Source organism: Janthinobacterium amylolyticum, from assembly GCF_051380655.1.
GTDB lineage: Bacteria > Pseudomonadota > Gammaproteobacteria > Burkholderiales > Burkholderiaceae_D > Janthinobacterium.
On the sequence record NZ_JBNYXL010000001.1, the window covers coordinates 448910 to 463104 of the forward strand.

Annotated in this window: 12 protein-coding genes; 3 read left to right on the forward strand and 9 right to left on the reverse strand. The window is 63.7% G+C overall.

Going from position 1 to position 14195, the window contains the following annotated elements; translation table 11 throughout:
* Window positions 1-176: 176 nt before the first annotated feature.
* On the forward strand, window positions 177-809 hold the full coding sequence (locus tag ACQ4WR_RS02170; RefSeq protein ID WP_102299030.1) for a carbonic anhydrase: 633 nt from the start codon (window positions 177-179) through the stop codon (window positions 807-809).
* A gap of 100 nt (window positions 810-909) precedes the next feature.
* Entirely contained in the window at window positions 910-1242 is a 333-nt protein-coding gene (fdx, locus tag ACQ4WR_RS02175; protein ID WP_102299032.1) for an ISC system 2Fe-2S type ferredoxin, read from the forward strand.
* Window positions 1243-1413: 171 nt separating this feature from the next.
* Here the strand turns inward: fdx and ACQ4WR_RS02180 are convergent, their stop codons facing one another.
* The 7 genes from ACQ4WR_RS02180 to ACQ4WR_RS02210 form a co-directional block, all read right to left on the reverse strand.
* Window positions 1414-2181 carry a hypothetical protein gene (locus tag ACQ4WR_RS02180; RefSeq protein ID WP_436485010.1) on the reverse strand — a complete coding sequence of 256 codons (768 nt, stop codon included), beginning with the start codon at window positions 2179-2181 and terminating at the stop codon, window positions 1414-1416.
* Window positions 2182-2296: 115 nt separating this feature from the next.
* Entirely contained in the window at window positions 2297-2866 is a 570-nt protein-coding gene (locus ACQ4WR_RS02185) for a DUF1439 domain-containing protein (RefSeq protein ID WP_102299036.1), read from the reverse strand.
* 200 nt (window positions 2867-3066) lie between these two features.
* The gene (locus ACQ4WR_RS02190; protein WP_436485012.1) at window positions 3067-4035 is read right to left on the reverse strand and encodes a hypothetical protein; all 969 of its coding nucleotides are present in this window, start codon (window positions 4033-4035) and stop codon (window positions 3067-3069) included.
* Between the two features lie 48 nt (window positions 4036-4083).
* Entirely contained in the window at window positions 4084-4527 is a 444-nt protein-coding gene (locus tag ACQ4WR_RS02195; RefSeq protein WP_436485014.1) for a hemerythrin domain-containing protein, read from the reverse strand.
* Between the two features lie 106 nt (window positions 4528-4633).
* Entirely contained in the window at window positions 4634-5989 is a 1356-nt protein-coding gene (gene prsR / locus ACQ4WR_RS02200) for a PEP-CTERM-box response regulator transcription factor (protein WP_436485016.1), read from the reverse strand.
* A gap of 4 nt (window positions 5990-5993) precedes the next feature.
* Window positions 5994-8144, reverse strand: coding sequence for an XrtA/PEP-CTERM system histidine kinase PrsK (gene prsK / locus ACQ4WR_RS02205; protein WP_436485018.1), 2151 nt, complete (start codon window positions 8142-8144; stop codon window positions 5994-5996).
* Entirely contained in the window at window positions 8141-9529 is a 1389-nt protein-coding gene (locus ACQ4WR_RS02210; RefSeq protein WP_436485019.1) for a TIGR03013 family XrtA/PEP-CTERM system glycosyltransferase, read from the reverse strand. Before ACQ4WR_RS02210 ends, prsK begins: the two co-directional genes overlap by 4 nt.
* A 214-nt stretch (window positions 9530-9743) precedes the next feature.
* Between ACQ4WR_RS02210 and nadB the strand changes: the two genes are divergently transcribed.
* Window positions 9744-11357, forward strand: a complete 1614-nt coding sequence (gene nadB / locus ACQ4WR_RS02215) for an L-aspartate oxidase (RefSeq protein ID WP_102295445.1) — start codon at window positions 9744-9746, stop codon at window positions 11355-11357.
* 121 nt (window positions 11358-11478) lie between these two features.
* Here the strand turns inward: nadB and ACQ4WR_RS02220 are convergent, their stop codons facing one another.
* Together ACQ4WR_RS02220 and ACQ4WR_RS02225 are read right to left on the reverse strand one after the other, a co-directional pair.
* A complete protein-coding gene (locus ACQ4WR_RS02220) occupies window positions 11479-12849 on the reverse strand; it encodes a toxin-antitoxin system YwqK family antitoxin (RefSeq protein ID WP_436485021.1) in 1371 nt (456 codons plus the stop codon).
* Complete coding sequence (locus ACQ4WR_RS02225; RefSeq protein ID WP_436485023.1) at window positions 12831-14195, reverse strand: toxin-antitoxin system YwqK family antitoxin; 1365 nt, start codon at window positions 14193-14195, stop codon at window positions 12831-12833. The genes ACQ4WR_RS02220 and ACQ4WR_RS02225 overlap by 19 nt, the downstream gene beginning before the upstream one ends.

Consider the following 14195-nt stretch of genomic DNA (forward strand, 5'->3'; position numbering starts at 1 on the left):
CAGTGCCTGCACAAAACCGCCTACGGGCGGTTTTTTCATGTCAGGCAGCATGGCGCGCCTGCCGCCGAGATACGCGCGTTCGCACAGCGAAAGCCAGCACCGCCCGAGGGTGGCGGCCACATCGACGCCTGCAAATCAGCGATAATAGCGGCTTCAGTCACTCTCTGCTTTCTCTTATGCGCGACATCATTGCCGGATTTCTACGTTTCCAAAAGGAAGTCTTTCCCGAGCGCCGCGAGTTGTTCAAGTCGCTGGCCACGGGACAGACGCCCAAGGCCCTGTTCATTTCCTGCTCCGACAGCCGCATGGTGCCGGAACTGGTGACGCAGCGCGAACCTGGCGAACTCTTCGTGATCCGCAACGCGGGCAACATCGTGCCATCGTTTGGTCCGGAACCGGGCGGCGTCAGCGCGTCGGTCGAATTTGCCGTTGCCGCCTTGAATGTGACGGACATCGTCATTTGCGGCCATTCCGACTGCGGCGCGATGAAAGCCATCGCCACCTGCACCTGCCTCGATCACATGCCGGCGGTCAAGAACTGGCTGCGCCACGCGGATGCGGCGCGCATGATCAATGAATCCGTCGAGCACCCGACAGAGCAGGACCGTATCGATGGCATGGTGCGCGCCAATGTGGTCGCGCAACTCAACAATATCCGCACGCATCCGTCGGTGGCCCTGGCCATCATGCAAAAACGCCTGACCCTGCATGGCTGGGTGTATGACATCGAGAATGGTTCGCTCGACGCGCTCGACGAGTCGACGGGCAAGTTCGTCCCGCTGGCCGAGCACCCGGCCTCGCAGGTATAAGCGCTGACAGCTCGCGTCAAGACGCAACTTTGCGCTTGACCTTATCAAGGCAGGAAGGTTCAAGGTAGCGGTATTCAAGCGACATCAAGGAGAACCCCGCATGCCAAAAATCACCGTCCTGCCCCATCCCGAGCTGGCCCCCGACGGCGCTGTCTTTGACGCGCCGCAGAACATGAGCATTTGCGACGCATTGCTGCTCAACAAAATAGAGATGGAACACGCCTGCGGCCAGGTCGGCGCCTGCTCCACCTGCCATGTGGTCGTGGTGCAAGGTTTCGATTCGCTCAACGAACTGGGCGACAACGAGGAAGACATGCTCGACCAGGCCTGGGGCTTGCAGCCCCACTCGCGCCTGTCCTGCCAGGCACGCCTGGCCCAGGAAGACCTGACGGTGGAACTGCCCAGGTACACGCTGAACCACGCCAAGGAATAGCCCTCGCGGTTATTCTTCTGGCCCACTGGCTTATCACTTGATCATGCGCCGCCCGTGCGGCCGGGACATCGGGCCGCCCCGCTTGATGCCGGACGCCGCGTAGAACCCGGCTGCTTGCGCGGCAGGCTGCCTGCCTGCGGCGCAGCAACGACGCTTGCACCATTGCAGGGCTCAGCGAAGCAGGAGGTCAAACAGCTCCAGGCCTTGTTTATCCTGATTTTTCAGCAGGTCTGCGAGCGAACCCGGCGTTGGCCCGCCATTGCCGGCGGCATGGTTGAAATAATTAAAATCGAGCTTGATCTTGCCTTCCAGGTCGCTCGCGTAATTGGCAGGATATTGCGATTGCTCCAGAAGGGGCAATTCATTGAAATGCGCGAGCACGGATTTGAAGAAGTTGGTCTGCTTGCCCGTGGTTGCATACTCATGCATGGCTTGCGCCAGGACCTGGGTACGCCACGCCTCTTCTTCCTGATACGCCTGCATGAAGGCGGCGCGCCGCTCGTTGATGGTAAATGTCCCGCTGTCATCGTGCGAGATGGCAGCCAATTGCTCGCGCGACAAGCCGGCAAATGGATTGGGGCCTTTCCTGTCGACATAGGCGGTCGCGGCGGCGGCCGACCTTGCCGATGCCGCGTCATTCGGTTGCGGCAGCTGCTTGGCGGCCGCCGCCTTGTGTTCCGCATCCAGCGGATACAGGATGTCGTCGGTATTGCCATTCACCCACGCCCCCAGCGCTGCATGATCGAAGCCCTGGATGGTGGCGCTGGTGGCCGCCGCAGCCTTCGCCAGGCGCCCGGCCAGGGTCGAAATCACGACATCGTCCGCCACGGCGCCGGCACCGCCTGGCGCCTGGGCAGCCTGGGTTTTCTCGGTTGATGGCTTGCGGCCTTCCGTGGCGGACAACGCCCCGCGTTGAATTGCTGCTGTATTGATATGCATCACCGCTCGCCCCGAGATAAGTAAATGTTACTATTTAAGTAAATGTTACTATAGCACAATAGATATCCGTGCCGGGCCAAGCCACTGCAAAGGGGCGCGCGGTTCGGCGCCGGCCTTACTTCACGGGTTCGAACGTCACCGTCAAACCGCTGCTGGTGGTCTGGATGCGCGTCGGCACGAACTGCACGCCCGCGTAGCGCAATTCTTCGGGTTTGAAGGTGTAGATCGGCGTTTCATGCATGAGCTGGTCAGCCACCAGGCTGGCCACCTTGGCGAACTGGCGCTGCTGCGATTCGTCCAGGGCGGCGATATTCACCTTGTCCACGCTCGCTTCGCTCAGGTAGACGGCATTGCGCTGGGCATCGAGCACCAGACGGCCGGACATGGCCAGGCTGCCGCGCCACGTCTGGCGGATGAACGGCGGCATCACGCTGGCGTCGACGCTGAGGGCGACTCTTTCACGTTCTGGCTGCAGCGACAGTTGCGGCTGCGTCAGCTTGACGTCCAGCACGGACAGCACGCGCTTGTCGATGGGAAAACGGCGCTCCAGGCCCTGCTGCATCTTGGCGAGCGACACGTTCACGTCGCGCGGGCCGATCAGGGTGGAACACGAGGCCAGGACCGCGCAGGCGATGGCGGCGATGGCGGTGGTTTTCAGCAAGGGGCGAAAAGCGGTCAGGGTCATGGTGTATCCCGGTGGAAGAATGGCGCCATCTTACACACGCGCCCGCTTTCACGCAAAAACCGGCGCCCACCTTGCAGCGGGCGCCGGTTTGTGTACCTGTTAGCGCACGAACAGGGCGATCAGGATGACGATGGGCAATGGAATACCCAGCAAGAGCAAGAGGATGGAACGCATGGCAGACTCCTAGTATTGGTTGGGGGTTAGATGCTGACGTGGCGCAACACGCGCTCGTGGTCGCGCTGGCGGCCGCCAAAGGTGGCTGCCAGGCTGGCAACGAAGGCGCCCAGCAGCAACGCGACGAACATCCACAGGGCCGTGTGGGCACCGGCCTTGCGCGCCGTTTCGGCCGCTTGCTGCGCGGCAGCCTTGGCATCGGCTGCGGCCTTGGCGGCGCGGCCGTAGACGGCATCGACGCGGGCTTCCGCTTCCGCCTGGCTCAAGCCCATGCGGCTGGCAACGATCTGGCCCAGGTAGGCGCGGTCATCGGCGGCCAGGCTGCCGGTGGACAGGCCCGTGGCGAAGATCCTGCCGATTTCCACGCGCTGCTCGGCGAGGCTGGCGCCGCTGTTTGGCGCAGGTGCGGCCAGGGTGCCAGTGGCGGCAGGCGGCAGCGTTGCCGGCGTGGCGCGCAGCAGCATGTCGGAGAAATAGTCGAGCGGATTGGCGCCGCCGCCTTCGCCAGCCTTGGCGCCGGCCGCATTGCCAGCCGCACCACCGGCAGCCGCGGCGCCGGCTCCGACGGCCGGGGCCACTGCCGCCGCCACGCCGCTGCCCGCGTCGATGGCACCGCTGAGCACGGCGCGCGTGCCGCCGGCCAGGATGGCGACGGTAACGAGGGTCGCCACGGCCCAGGCCAGCAAGCCGTGTGCCGTGTCGCGGAAGTGCACCTCATCCGTATGGATGGAGCTCCATTTCACGCGCAGGCGCCCCGCCATGTAGCCGCCAATGCCGGACGCGGCCAGCTGCATGAAGGCCAGCCAGGCGATGGTCGACACGCCGATCGCCGTCGCGTTGAACGACCATGGCGAGACGGATGACAGGCCCAGGCCCACGCCGAGGATCAGCAGAATGAAGGACAAGGCGGCGGCCGCCGCAGCCCCTGCCAGCACGGCGCCCCAGGAGACGCCCGGGTTGTTCAAGTCCGAGACGGACAGTTGTGTAGCTTGCATGGAATTCTCCCTGTTGTGTAATGTGATGGTATTCAGGCGTGATGGCATTCAGGCAGGCTGGCCCGTCAGCTGCTCCTTGCGCGCGGCCATTTCCTGGCCCAGCGCATCGAGGTCGACGGCCGTATGCCGCACCTTGGGAAACATGTCGCCCTCTTCTTCCTTGACGTGGTGCTCGATCTGCTCGGACAGCACCTTGACCTTGGCGTCATACAGGTCATCGGCCGGGTCCATGGCCATGATTTGCGCGATGAGCTCCTTGGCGCTGGCGTGCTCGACGATGGCTTCATCCATCAGGTCGCCATCGTGGATGGGGCGGCGCACGGCCGGATAGAAGATTTCTTCTTCCAGCTGCGTGTGCACGGTGAGTTCCTGGCAGATCTGGTCGGCCAGCTTTTTCTTGGTGGCAAAGGAGCGGTCGCTCAAGCCTTCATATTGGGCAAACAAAGCCTTCACGGCTTTATGGTCCTGCATCAATAAACTGATCGCGTTCATGGCGCCTCCTTGTTGTCGATGAGGCTAGGATGCGCCGAGGCCGCGCAGCCGTATGTGCGACGCCATACACAATCTTGATTTTTAATACACGTGCTTGCCTGCCTGTCTACTTGATGCCGTGATGCCCCATCAGGTCGTACAGGGTGGGCCGGCTCACGCCCAGCAGTTCGGCCGCCTTGACGATATTGCCGTCCGCGCGGGCCAGCGCCCGCACCATCACCCGGTATTCGGCCGCGTCGCGCGCCTGGCGCAGGTTGATGGCGTCGTCGGCCGGCGCCGCCTGGGCGCTGGCGGGCAGGCCCAGGTCGTCGGCGGCGATTTGCGGACCATCGCTCATGATGACGGCCCGCTTGATGCAGTTTTCCACCTCGCGCACATTGCCGGGCCAGCCATAGCTTTCGATCAGCTGCAGCGCGCCGGCGCTGAAATGCAGGTTGCTGCGCCCTTCGCTGGCGCAGAATTTGTTCTTGAAATGGTGGGCCAGCAGGGCCGCGTCGCCGGCCCGCTCGCGCAACGGCGGGATGCGCAGGACGATTTCGCTGAGGCGGTAAAACAGGTCTTCACGGAAACGTCCCAGTTCGGCCAGCGCCTTCAGGTCCTGGTGCGTGGCGCAGACGATGCGCACGTCGACGGCAATCTCTGCCCGGCCGCCCAGGCGCTCGATCACACGTTCCTGCAGGAAACGCAGCAGTTTCGCCTGCAGCCCCATCGGCATGTCGCCGATTTCATCAAGAAAGAAAGTGCCGCCGTGCGCCAGCTCGATCTTGCCCAGGGTTTGCCGCGCCGCCCCCGTGAAGGCGCCCCGCTCGTAACCGAACAGCTCGCTTTCCAGCAGGTTTTCAGGGATGGCCGCGCAGTTGATGGCGACAAAGCGCTGCGCATGCCGGCTCGACAGCGCATGCAAGCCCCGCGCAATCAGTTCCTTGCCGCTGCCCGAGTCGCCCAGCAGCATCACGCTGGCCGAGGATGGCGCCACCTTTTCCACGCTGCGGCACAGTTTCAGCATGCCCGGGTCGCGGCTGACGATGCCGGCCAGGGGCGAATCGGCCTGGGTTTGCAGCATGCGGCGGTTTTCCTGCTGCATGGCGTGCAGGTAGAAGGCGCGCGCGATGACCAGGCCCAGCATGTCGGCGTCGAACGGTTTCTGGTGAAAATCATAGGCGCCCAGCGCGATCGCCTTCAAGGCATGCGCGCGCTCCTGGTTGCCCGAAAGGATGATGACTTTCGTGTCCGGCGCCAGCGCGAGGATTTGCTGCAAGGTGGCCAGCCCTTCCGTGGCGCCGTCCGGGTCGGGCGGCAAGCCCAGGTCCATCGTCACCACGGCCGGCTGGTGGCGCCGCACCAGCGCCAGCGCCGCCTCGCGCTCGCCCGCCAGCAAGACCTCGTAGGCGTCAAAACTCCAGTGCAGCTGCTTTTGCAGGCCGGGATCGTCTTCGATGACCAGCAGTTTTTGTTTCGCCATACGATCACCTACTGTCAGTGGATGACGCTGCGGAAATTTGCGTCAGTCCTTGCGGATTGGCATGCGCATCATTGAGGCGCATTTCCGCCGGCCGGTCTGCCCCCACAGGCGCATGCAGCGGCAGGATCACGCGAAACGTCGTGCCCACCTGCGGCGCGCTGCGCACTTCCAGGCTGCCGCCCACTTCGCGCAGGTATTCGCGGCTTTCAAACACGCCGATGCCCATGCCCGCCGTCTTGGTGGTGTCAAACGGCTTGAACAGCCGCTCGCGGATGAATTGCTCGCTCATGCCCTGCCCCGTATCGTCAAGTTCGACGACAGCGGTCTGGCGTTCGCGCAGCAGCCGCACGTCCACCTTGCCATCGCTGGCGGTGGCCTCGATGGCGTTCTGGATCAAATGACCGAGCACCCGTTCCAGGCGCGCGCGGTTGGCCAGCACCGTCAGTTCTTCATCGACAATTTCCAGCCGTGGCGCGGGCGCCAGGCTGGCCTTAGCCGCCACGGCCTGGCGCAGCAAGCCGTCGAGGCGCAGTGGCACGGGCGCTTCCGGCGCCTCGCCGCGCGCCAGCTTTTGCAGCAAGGTCGTCATTTTCTGCACGGAATGCTCAAGCGTGCCCAGCATGTCTTGCTGGAACGCGGGATTGGCACGGTGCTTTTCGGCATTGCTGAGCAACAAGGACAGCTGGAATACCAGGTTCTTCAAATCGTGCACGATGAAGGTCGACATGCGGTTGAACGACTCGAACTGGCGCGACACCATCAGCGAATCGAGCGATTCGCGGTGCGCCAGGTAGCTGGCGGCCTGGCTGCCGGCAATCTTCAGCACGTCGCGGATTTCCCAGTTCAGGCCGATGGGCGTGCGCGGCCGCGCCAGCGCCACCAACGCAAACAGCTGGCCGTGCAGCATCAGCGGCACCAGCAGCCACACGTCCGGCAGCGCCAGCAGCGCGGGCGGCAAGGCCAGGCCGCCGTACTGGCGCGGGTTCTGTTGACAATCGGCCACGTCGATCACCCAGTGGCGTGCCTCCAGGAACTGGCACAGGGACCCGGACGCCGCCTCGCTCCAGGCCGGCAGCGGCCAGTTCCAGCTGGCGGCGGGCGCGAATTGCCCCTGTTCGCGCAAAATCCACAGGGCGCCGGCGCGGCTTTCCACCAGTTGCGCCACGGCCTGTATCGTGCGTTCACCCAGCGCCGGGCCATCTTCGGACAGCGCGCGCGTAAAGCGCAGCCATTCTTCGCGGTAATCAAAGATGGCATTATAAAAATGTTTATTGATGTACACCTTGAGCTTGGCGCGCAGGCTGCCGGAAAACAGCACGCCGGCCAGCAGCAGCACCGCACCGCCCAGGTAGGCCATCTGCATCAAGGCGCCCCAGGTGCCGCCGAAGTAGCGCAAATAGTAGGCGCTGGCCGCCATCGCCAGCAGGTAGATGGCCGAGCCCAGCAAGGCGGCTGAGCGGTACAGCATCTGGCGCGAGACGGACAGGCCCAGCGCCCAGGCCGGATTGCGCGCGGCCGAGATGGCCAGCAGCGGCGCGCACAGGGCGTTGACCGTGCCGCGCGCGGCCCAGATGTCGCCGTTAATCGCGCGAAACAGCAAGGCATCGCTGTACAGATAGAAATCATAGGCAAACAGGCCGCCCACGCCCAGGCAGGCAAATTTGATGCCCCAGCGCTTCAAGGGCGGCGTGTTGCGGTACCACTGTTCCACCAGCAACATGCCCAGCACGGCCAGCAGCACGCGGCAGACGCTGGCGATGTTACGCGCCGGCAAGGGCAGCGCCAGCCAGGATGAGGCCACGGAGCACAGCCAGGGCGCCAGGGCCGTCAGGGCGATGCCGGCCAGCACCATGCGCAAACGCGCAGGCGACGGCTCGATCAGCAGCAGCAAAAACACCAGCCAGGCCAGGGTGCGCAGCATTTCCAGCGCATCGCCGGCCAGCGAGACGCGCTGGCCCAGCAGCACCAGCACCACCGTGCCCGTCGCCCACGCGCCCGTCGCCAGGCAGGCGGCCAGCAAGGCACGCACATTTTGCCGCGCGCGCCAGTTGCTGATCAAGAGCAGCGCCAGCACGAAGAAGGCCAGCGAGGCCAGGCCATGGCTGAGCGCCGCCGCGTCCGCCGCCGCCAGCCAGTCCGACTGCGGCCGCATCATCGGCTACCCTTGCCAAACAGCACCACCTGCACCGTATCGAGCAGGATCAGCAAGTCGAGGAACAGGCTGTTATTTTTTACATAATACAAATCGTATTGCAGCTTTTGCACGGCATCCTCGATGGAGGCGCCATATTGATAGCGCACCTGCGCCAGCCCCGTGATGCCCGGCTTGATGCTATGCCGAATGTTGTAGTACGGAACTTGTTCCTTCAACTGCTCGACAAAATAGGCGCGCTCGGGCCGCGGCCCCACGAAACTCATCTCACCGCGAAACACATTGAGCATCTGCGGCAGTTCGTCGATGCGCAGCGTACGGATCAGCTGCCCCACGCGCGTGATGCGCGCATCGTTGGCCAGCGCCCAGACCGGCGTGCCGTCGCGCTCGGCGTCACGCCGCATGCTGCGAAATTTCAGCACCTTGAACGGCATGCCGTCGCGCCCCACCCGCTCCTGCTGGTAAAACACGGGGCCGCCATCTTCCAGGCGGATGCAGATGGCCGTCAGCAGCATCACCGGCAGCGCGGCCAGGCAGATGACGCCGCTGGCGGCCAGGTCGAACAGCCGCTTCGAGGCGGCGCGGAAAAAGCTCTGGTCGAAGCCGCCGCCATAGATCAGATAGCTGGGCTGCAAGGAATCGATGCGGATCTGGCACGCTTCGCGCTCGAAAAAAGTGGCCGCGTCGATCACCTTCACGCCGCCCAGCACGCATTCAAGCAATTGCTTGACGGGAAACGCGCCATTGCGCCGGTCGCTGACGGAAACGACGATTTCATGCGCATCGTGGCGCTGGGCCATGGCCAGCAGCGACGCTTCGGCGGGCAGCAGGGCCGAAGCCGGCACACAGCGTTGTTCGCCAGCCACGTCGATGCAGCCCACCACCGTGAACTGGTGGAAACCGATCTTGCTGGCCGCCAGCTCCATGCATTCGCGCGCCAGCGCCCCGCCGCCGATCAGGATGAGCCGCCCCTCCATCAGCGCCGATTGCGACGACTTGAACACCACCAGGCGCGCCAGCAGCACGCCGATGGCCCCCAGGCCAAAGATCAGCACGCCGCCACGTCCGAAATGCAAAGCGGGAATGAAGCGCACCAGCAAGCTCAGCACCGCAAAGCCCAGCGCGAACGACGGCAGGATGCGCAACAAGGTGTCGCGGATATCGTCGCGCGAGCGGTGCTGGTACATGCCCAGCGCACTCATGCTGAAAACGATGACCAGGGCAAAGATCAGCGACGACAGATAGACCTCGCCCACGCGCACCAGGCGGCTGCTGTCCGCCAGCCAGAGCAAGGATGTCAGCGTGGCCGACAGCAGCAGGATCATGATTTCCAGCAGCAGCAAGACAAACGCTGTTTTCGAGACGTAATGGCTGAAGATACGGATCATGGGTCCCCCTGCGGCAAGAAACAAGCCGAGCAGCGGCACCGTGCGCAAGGCGGTCTGCTACCGGTCTTGCCATCATGGCGGACTGTTCCACGCAGACATTGATGCGTCACAAGCTGCGGCCCCGACTATCTGTCGTCGGCAGAATTTATCTCAACACATTACCGATTGATGTGAAATGCACTATAGTATGCTTCCCCTAAAAGAGATAAATGTCATGAAATTTGATGTAGCGATTGTCGGCAGTGGCCTGGCGGGTTTATCGGTTGCACTGCATTTAGCTGAAACGCGCACCGTCGCGATCATTTCCAAACGCGCGCTGCAGGATGGCGCCAGCAACTGGGCGCAAGGGGGCATCGCGGCCGTGCTGGACTCGGGCGACAGCCACCAGCAGCACATTGAAGACACCCTGATCGCCGGCGGCGGCCTGTGCGACGAGAGCGCCACGCGCTACATCGTCGAGCATGGCCGCGAAGCGATCGAATGGCTGATCGAGCAAGGCGTGCCGTTCACGCGCGATGCGTCGGCCGAACTGGGCTTCCACCTGACCCGCGAAGGCGGCCACAGCCAGCGCCGCATCATCCACGCGGCCGACGCCACTGGCCACGCCGTGCAAGTGACTCTGGAAGAAAAAGTCCGCGCCCACCCGAACATCAGCCTGTTTGAACACCATTGCGCGATCGACCTGATCACCTCCGACAAGCTGGGCATGAAACCCACCCAGCGCAATGCGCAGCCGCATTGCCACGGCCTGTATGTGCAGGATGAGCAAACTGGCAAGGTGCTGACTTTTGCCGCCGAGCACACCGTGCTGGCCACGGGCGGCGCCGGCAAGGTGTATTTGTATACCACCAATCCCGACACGGCCAGCGGCGACGGCATCGCCATGGCCTGGCGCGCCGGCTGCCGCGTGTCGAACATGGAATTCATCCAGTTCCACCCGACCTGCCTGTACCACCCGTACGCCAAATCCTTCCTGATTACCGAAGCCATCCGTGGCGAAGGCGGCTTGCTGAAACTGCCGCCGGAAGCGGGCGCGGCAGCGGGCACCCGCTTCATGCTGGCCCACGATGAGCGGGCCGAGCTGGCGCCGCGCGACGTGGTGGCGCGCGCCATCGACTTCGAGATCAAGAAACGCGGCCTCGACTACGTGCACCTGGACATCAGCCACAAGCCGGCCGAATTCCTCATCGAACATTTCCCCACCATCTATGCGCGCTGCCTGGAACTGGGCATCGACATCACCAAGCAGCCGATCCCCATCGTGCCTGCCGCCCACTACACGTGCGGCGGCGTGGTGACGGACCTGTCCGGCCGCGCCGACCTGCCGGGCCTGTATGCGGTCGGCGAAACAGCCTGCACCGGCTTGCATGGCGCCAACCGCCTGGCCTCGAACTCCTTGCTGGAATGCATCGTCATCGGCCGTGCCTGCGCGCAAGATATCGAAAGCAAGGAAAAACTGGGCACGCCCTACCTGCCGGACTGGGATGAAAGCCGGGTCACGGATGCCGATGAAGAAGTGGTGATTGCCCACAACTGGGACGAGCTGCGCCGCTTCATGTGGAATTACGTGGGCATCGTGCGCACCACCAAGCGCCTGGAGCGGGCCCAGCACCGCATCGCCCTCTTGAAGGAAGAGATCGACGAGTACTACCGCAACTTCCGCATCACACACGACTTGCTGGAATTGCGCAATCTGGTCGACGTGGCCTCGATGATCGTCAACAGCGCCCTGTCCCGCCGCGAAAGCCGCGGCCTGCACTTCAGCCGCGATTATCCGGAGACCCTGCCGAAAGCCATCGCCAGCGTGCTGACGCCGCCGCATCGCTAATGTTACGCCGCAGTCCCCGCCTGGGTGCAAGCCGATAGCACCACCAAACCCACAGGCAAGGAGCCGGGGTCGCACCCTCAGGGTACGACCCTAGTCCTTGCTTTGGCTTAAATATGGCCCATCACTGCTGCGGCATCTGAAACGCGATCCCATCTTCCGTATAAGAAAACTCGGCGGACGCTCCCGTGCACTCGCCCTGCGCCACGTCGGCTACATAGCGGCATTCGCTTTCCAGGCTGCCATCCTCGCGCCAGTGCCGGGTCCAGCCGTGGCGCTCCCCATCCACATACTCGATCAATTGACGAGGCTTGCCATTCGCATGCCAGGAACGCAGCGCGCCCTCCTCGCGGCCGCCCTCGTTCCACTGTTTCTGCACCATCAATATGCCAGCCCGGCTAAAGCGCTGTTCGCTGCGCAATACGAAGTGGCCGCTGTGGCTGCGCTTGCTGGCCACTGTGCCATCCGGGTAGTATTCGACGCTGTCGCCGGCCGGCTTGTCGTCCACGTACTGTGTTGTGCGCTGCACCTTGCCATCCGGGAAATAGCCGGTGCTCGGTCCTGACCGGATGCCATTCTCGTAGCGGCTGCGGCTTTCCACGCTGCCATCTGGATAGAACAACAGCAGCTCGCCTTCCGTCTGGCCCTTGACCTGGGTCATGCGCGTGCGCAGCTTGCCGTCTTTATCAAACGACTCCACCACGCCATCGGCGCGGGCGCCGCTTGCGTACTGGCTGGCCTCGTTCAGCTTGCCCGTCTTGTGATAGGTGCGCTGTTCGCCTTCCTGCACGCCATTGCGCCACGTATTGCGCATGGAAATCTTGCCTTCGGGGTAATACAGCGTCTGCGTACCCTGCTGTACGCCGCGCCCATCCTGCTCCACCTGCATTTCCAGCTGGCCATACGGGTAATACATGCTGTAGTTGCCCACCAGCTTGCCGCGCAGGTAATCGCGATCGTTGACCTCGCCTACCAGCCGCTTCGGTTCGCCTTCGCGCGCGTGGTAAATCTCCACTTTCCAGGTGCCTGGTGTCTTGCCTGGCGGCAGCGGCAGCACCAGTGCGTAGCGCGCCTGATCCATTTCCTCGCCGCGCGACAGATTGTGGTTCAGGTACAGGCGCGCCTTGCCGTCGGCGCAGTGCGCATCGCAGCCGCGCAGCATGTGTATGACGGGAATGGCCTCGGCGCCAGCCCGGTCTGGCGCGGGGCAGGCATGCAGGCGCACGAGCAAGGGATTGCTGTCGCGTATCATGTTGGCCAGCTCGACCTTCATGACGCCATACTGCTCCTCGCTCAATCCGAGCGAGCCGGCATCCATGCGCAGCTGCCGGCCGCCGCAGCCCGTGTCATCGGCCACGCTCAGCACATCGCCGCCGATATTGGCGGGCGCGGCCTGGATGGCCGTGACCACTTGCCGCTGCACGATCTCGGCATGGGCCAGCGCCGGCAACAGCAGCACGGCGCCAAGCCAGCGCTTCAATTCAATGCGCGCCATGCCTGCTCCTTGCGCTCCAATTCCGGCGAGCGCAGCGTGTCCGCGCATACACCCTGTGCCTTGCCTGCCACATATTTGCATTCATTCTTCACGCTGCCATCCTCGCCCCAGCTGCGGCTCCAGCCGTCGCGCTGGTCATTTACGTATTCGATCGCCAGTTCGGGCTTGCCATTGGCGTACCACGAACGCGACGTGCCCTGTTCGCGCAGCTGCGTGTCCCAGTTTCTTTCCAGCACCAGCACGCCTTGCTGGGTGTAGCGCTGCACCTTGAGCAGCGCGCCATTGCCCGCATACTGCTGGCGTGTTTTTACCTTGCCGTCAGGATAAAATTCCAGCGCCTCGCCCGTGGGCAAGTCATTGAGCATTGTCATGGTGGAGCGCACGGCGCCATCGGGATGGTAATAGGTCGCCAGGCCATGGAACTTGCCCTTGCTCATTTGCGTACGGCTGGAAATTTTACCGTCAGGGAAATACGTAATGAGTTCGCCTTCCAGTTTGCCATCGCGCAAGGTCTGGCGTGTCCTCAGCTTGCCGTTCGCGTCAAAGGTGTCGACAGTACCGTCAACCTGGCCGCCATGGCGAAATTCCACGGCTTCGCGCAACTTGCCCGTGCTGTGATAGCTGCGCTGTATCCCTTCCGGCATGCCGTCGCGCCATTGGCTGCGCGACTCCAGCGTACCGTCGGGATAGTAGCTGCTGGCCACGCCCTGCTGCCGGCCCCTGGCGTCCTGCGGCACCTGTTTTTCGATCTGGCCGTCCGGGTAGTAATAAGTGTAGCCGCCCACCAGGCGGCCCGACACGTAATCAGCGGCATCGACCTGCCCCGCCAGCCTTACCCGGCCGCGCTGTACCGTGCTGAGCACCGCTACTTCCCACGTGCCCGGCAGCTTGCCTTTCGGCATCGGCAGCACCAGCACGTAGGGCGCCCTGCGCTTTTCTTGCGGGAACAGCTTTTCATCGAGATACAAGCGCGCCTTGCCGTCGGCGCAGGCGCCCGGGTCGCAGCCCGCCAGCTTGCGGATCACGGGCACGGCCGCCTCACCCGTCTCGCCCGCAGGGCATTGCGCCAGGGTGACCAGCAGCGGCGTCCTGGCGCGGATGCGTTCGGCAAGCTGTGCTTTCATCTCCTCGTATTGCTTGTCATCCATGCTCACCGAGCGCGCGTCCATGCGCAGCTGCCTCCCGCCGCAAGCGGTATCAAAGGCTACCGTCAGCACGTCGGCGCCTTCGCTATCCTGTTCGGCGGCGATGGCTGACAGCACCTGGCGCTGCACGATCTCCGCCTGCGCCAGGCCCGGTGCCAGCAAGGAAGCGCCTATCAGCGCACTTAACATCTTGATTTTCAT

Coding starts and splice junctions, on each gene's coding strand:
- ACQ4WR_RS02170 (WP_102299030.1), top strand. CDS start 177: ATGCGCGACATCATTGCCGGATTTCTACGTTTCCAAAAGGAAGTCTTT.
- fdx (WP_102299032.1), top strand. CDS start 910: ATGCCAAAAATCACCGTCCTGCCCCATCCCGAGCTGGCCCCCGACGGC.
- ACQ4WR_RS02180 (WP_436485010.1), bottom strand. CDS start 2,181: ATGCATATCAATACAGCAGCAATTCAACGCGGGGCGTTGTCCGCCACG.
- ACQ4WR_RS02185 (WP_102299036.1), bottom strand. CDS start 2,866: ATGACCCTGACCGCTTTTCGCCCCTTGCTGAAAACCACCGCCATCGCC.
- ACQ4WR_RS02190 (WP_436485012.1), bottom strand. CDS start 4,035: ATGCAAGCTACACAACTGTCCGTCTCGGACTTGAACAACCCGGGCGTC.
- ACQ4WR_RS02195 (WP_436485014.1), bottom strand. CDS start 4,527: ATGAACGCGATCAGTTTATTGATGCAGGACCATAAAGCCGTGAAGGCT.
- prsR (WP_436485016.1), bottom strand. CDS start 5,989: ATGGCGAAACAAAAACTGCTGGTCATCGAAGACGATCCCGGCCTGCAA.
- prsK (WP_436485018.1), bottom strand. CDS start 8,144: ATGATGCGGCCGCAGTCGGACTGGCTGGCGGCGGCGGACGCGGCGGCG.
- ACQ4WR_RS02210 (WP_436485019.1), bottom strand. CDS start 9,529: ATGATCCGTATCTTCAGCCATTACGTCTCGAAAACAGCGTTTGTCTTG.
- nadB (WP_102295445.1), top strand. CDS start 9,744: ATGAAATTTGATGTAGCGATTGTCGGCAGTGGCCTGGCGGGTTTATCG.
- ACQ4WR_RS02220 (WP_436485021.1), bottom strand. CDS start 12,849: ATGGCGCGCATTGAATTGAAGCGCTGGCTTGGCGCCGTGCTGCTGTTG.
- ACQ4WR_RS02225 (WP_436485023.1), bottom strand. CDS start 14,195: ATGAAAATCAAGATGTTAAGTGCGCTGATAGGCGCTTCCTTGCTGGCA.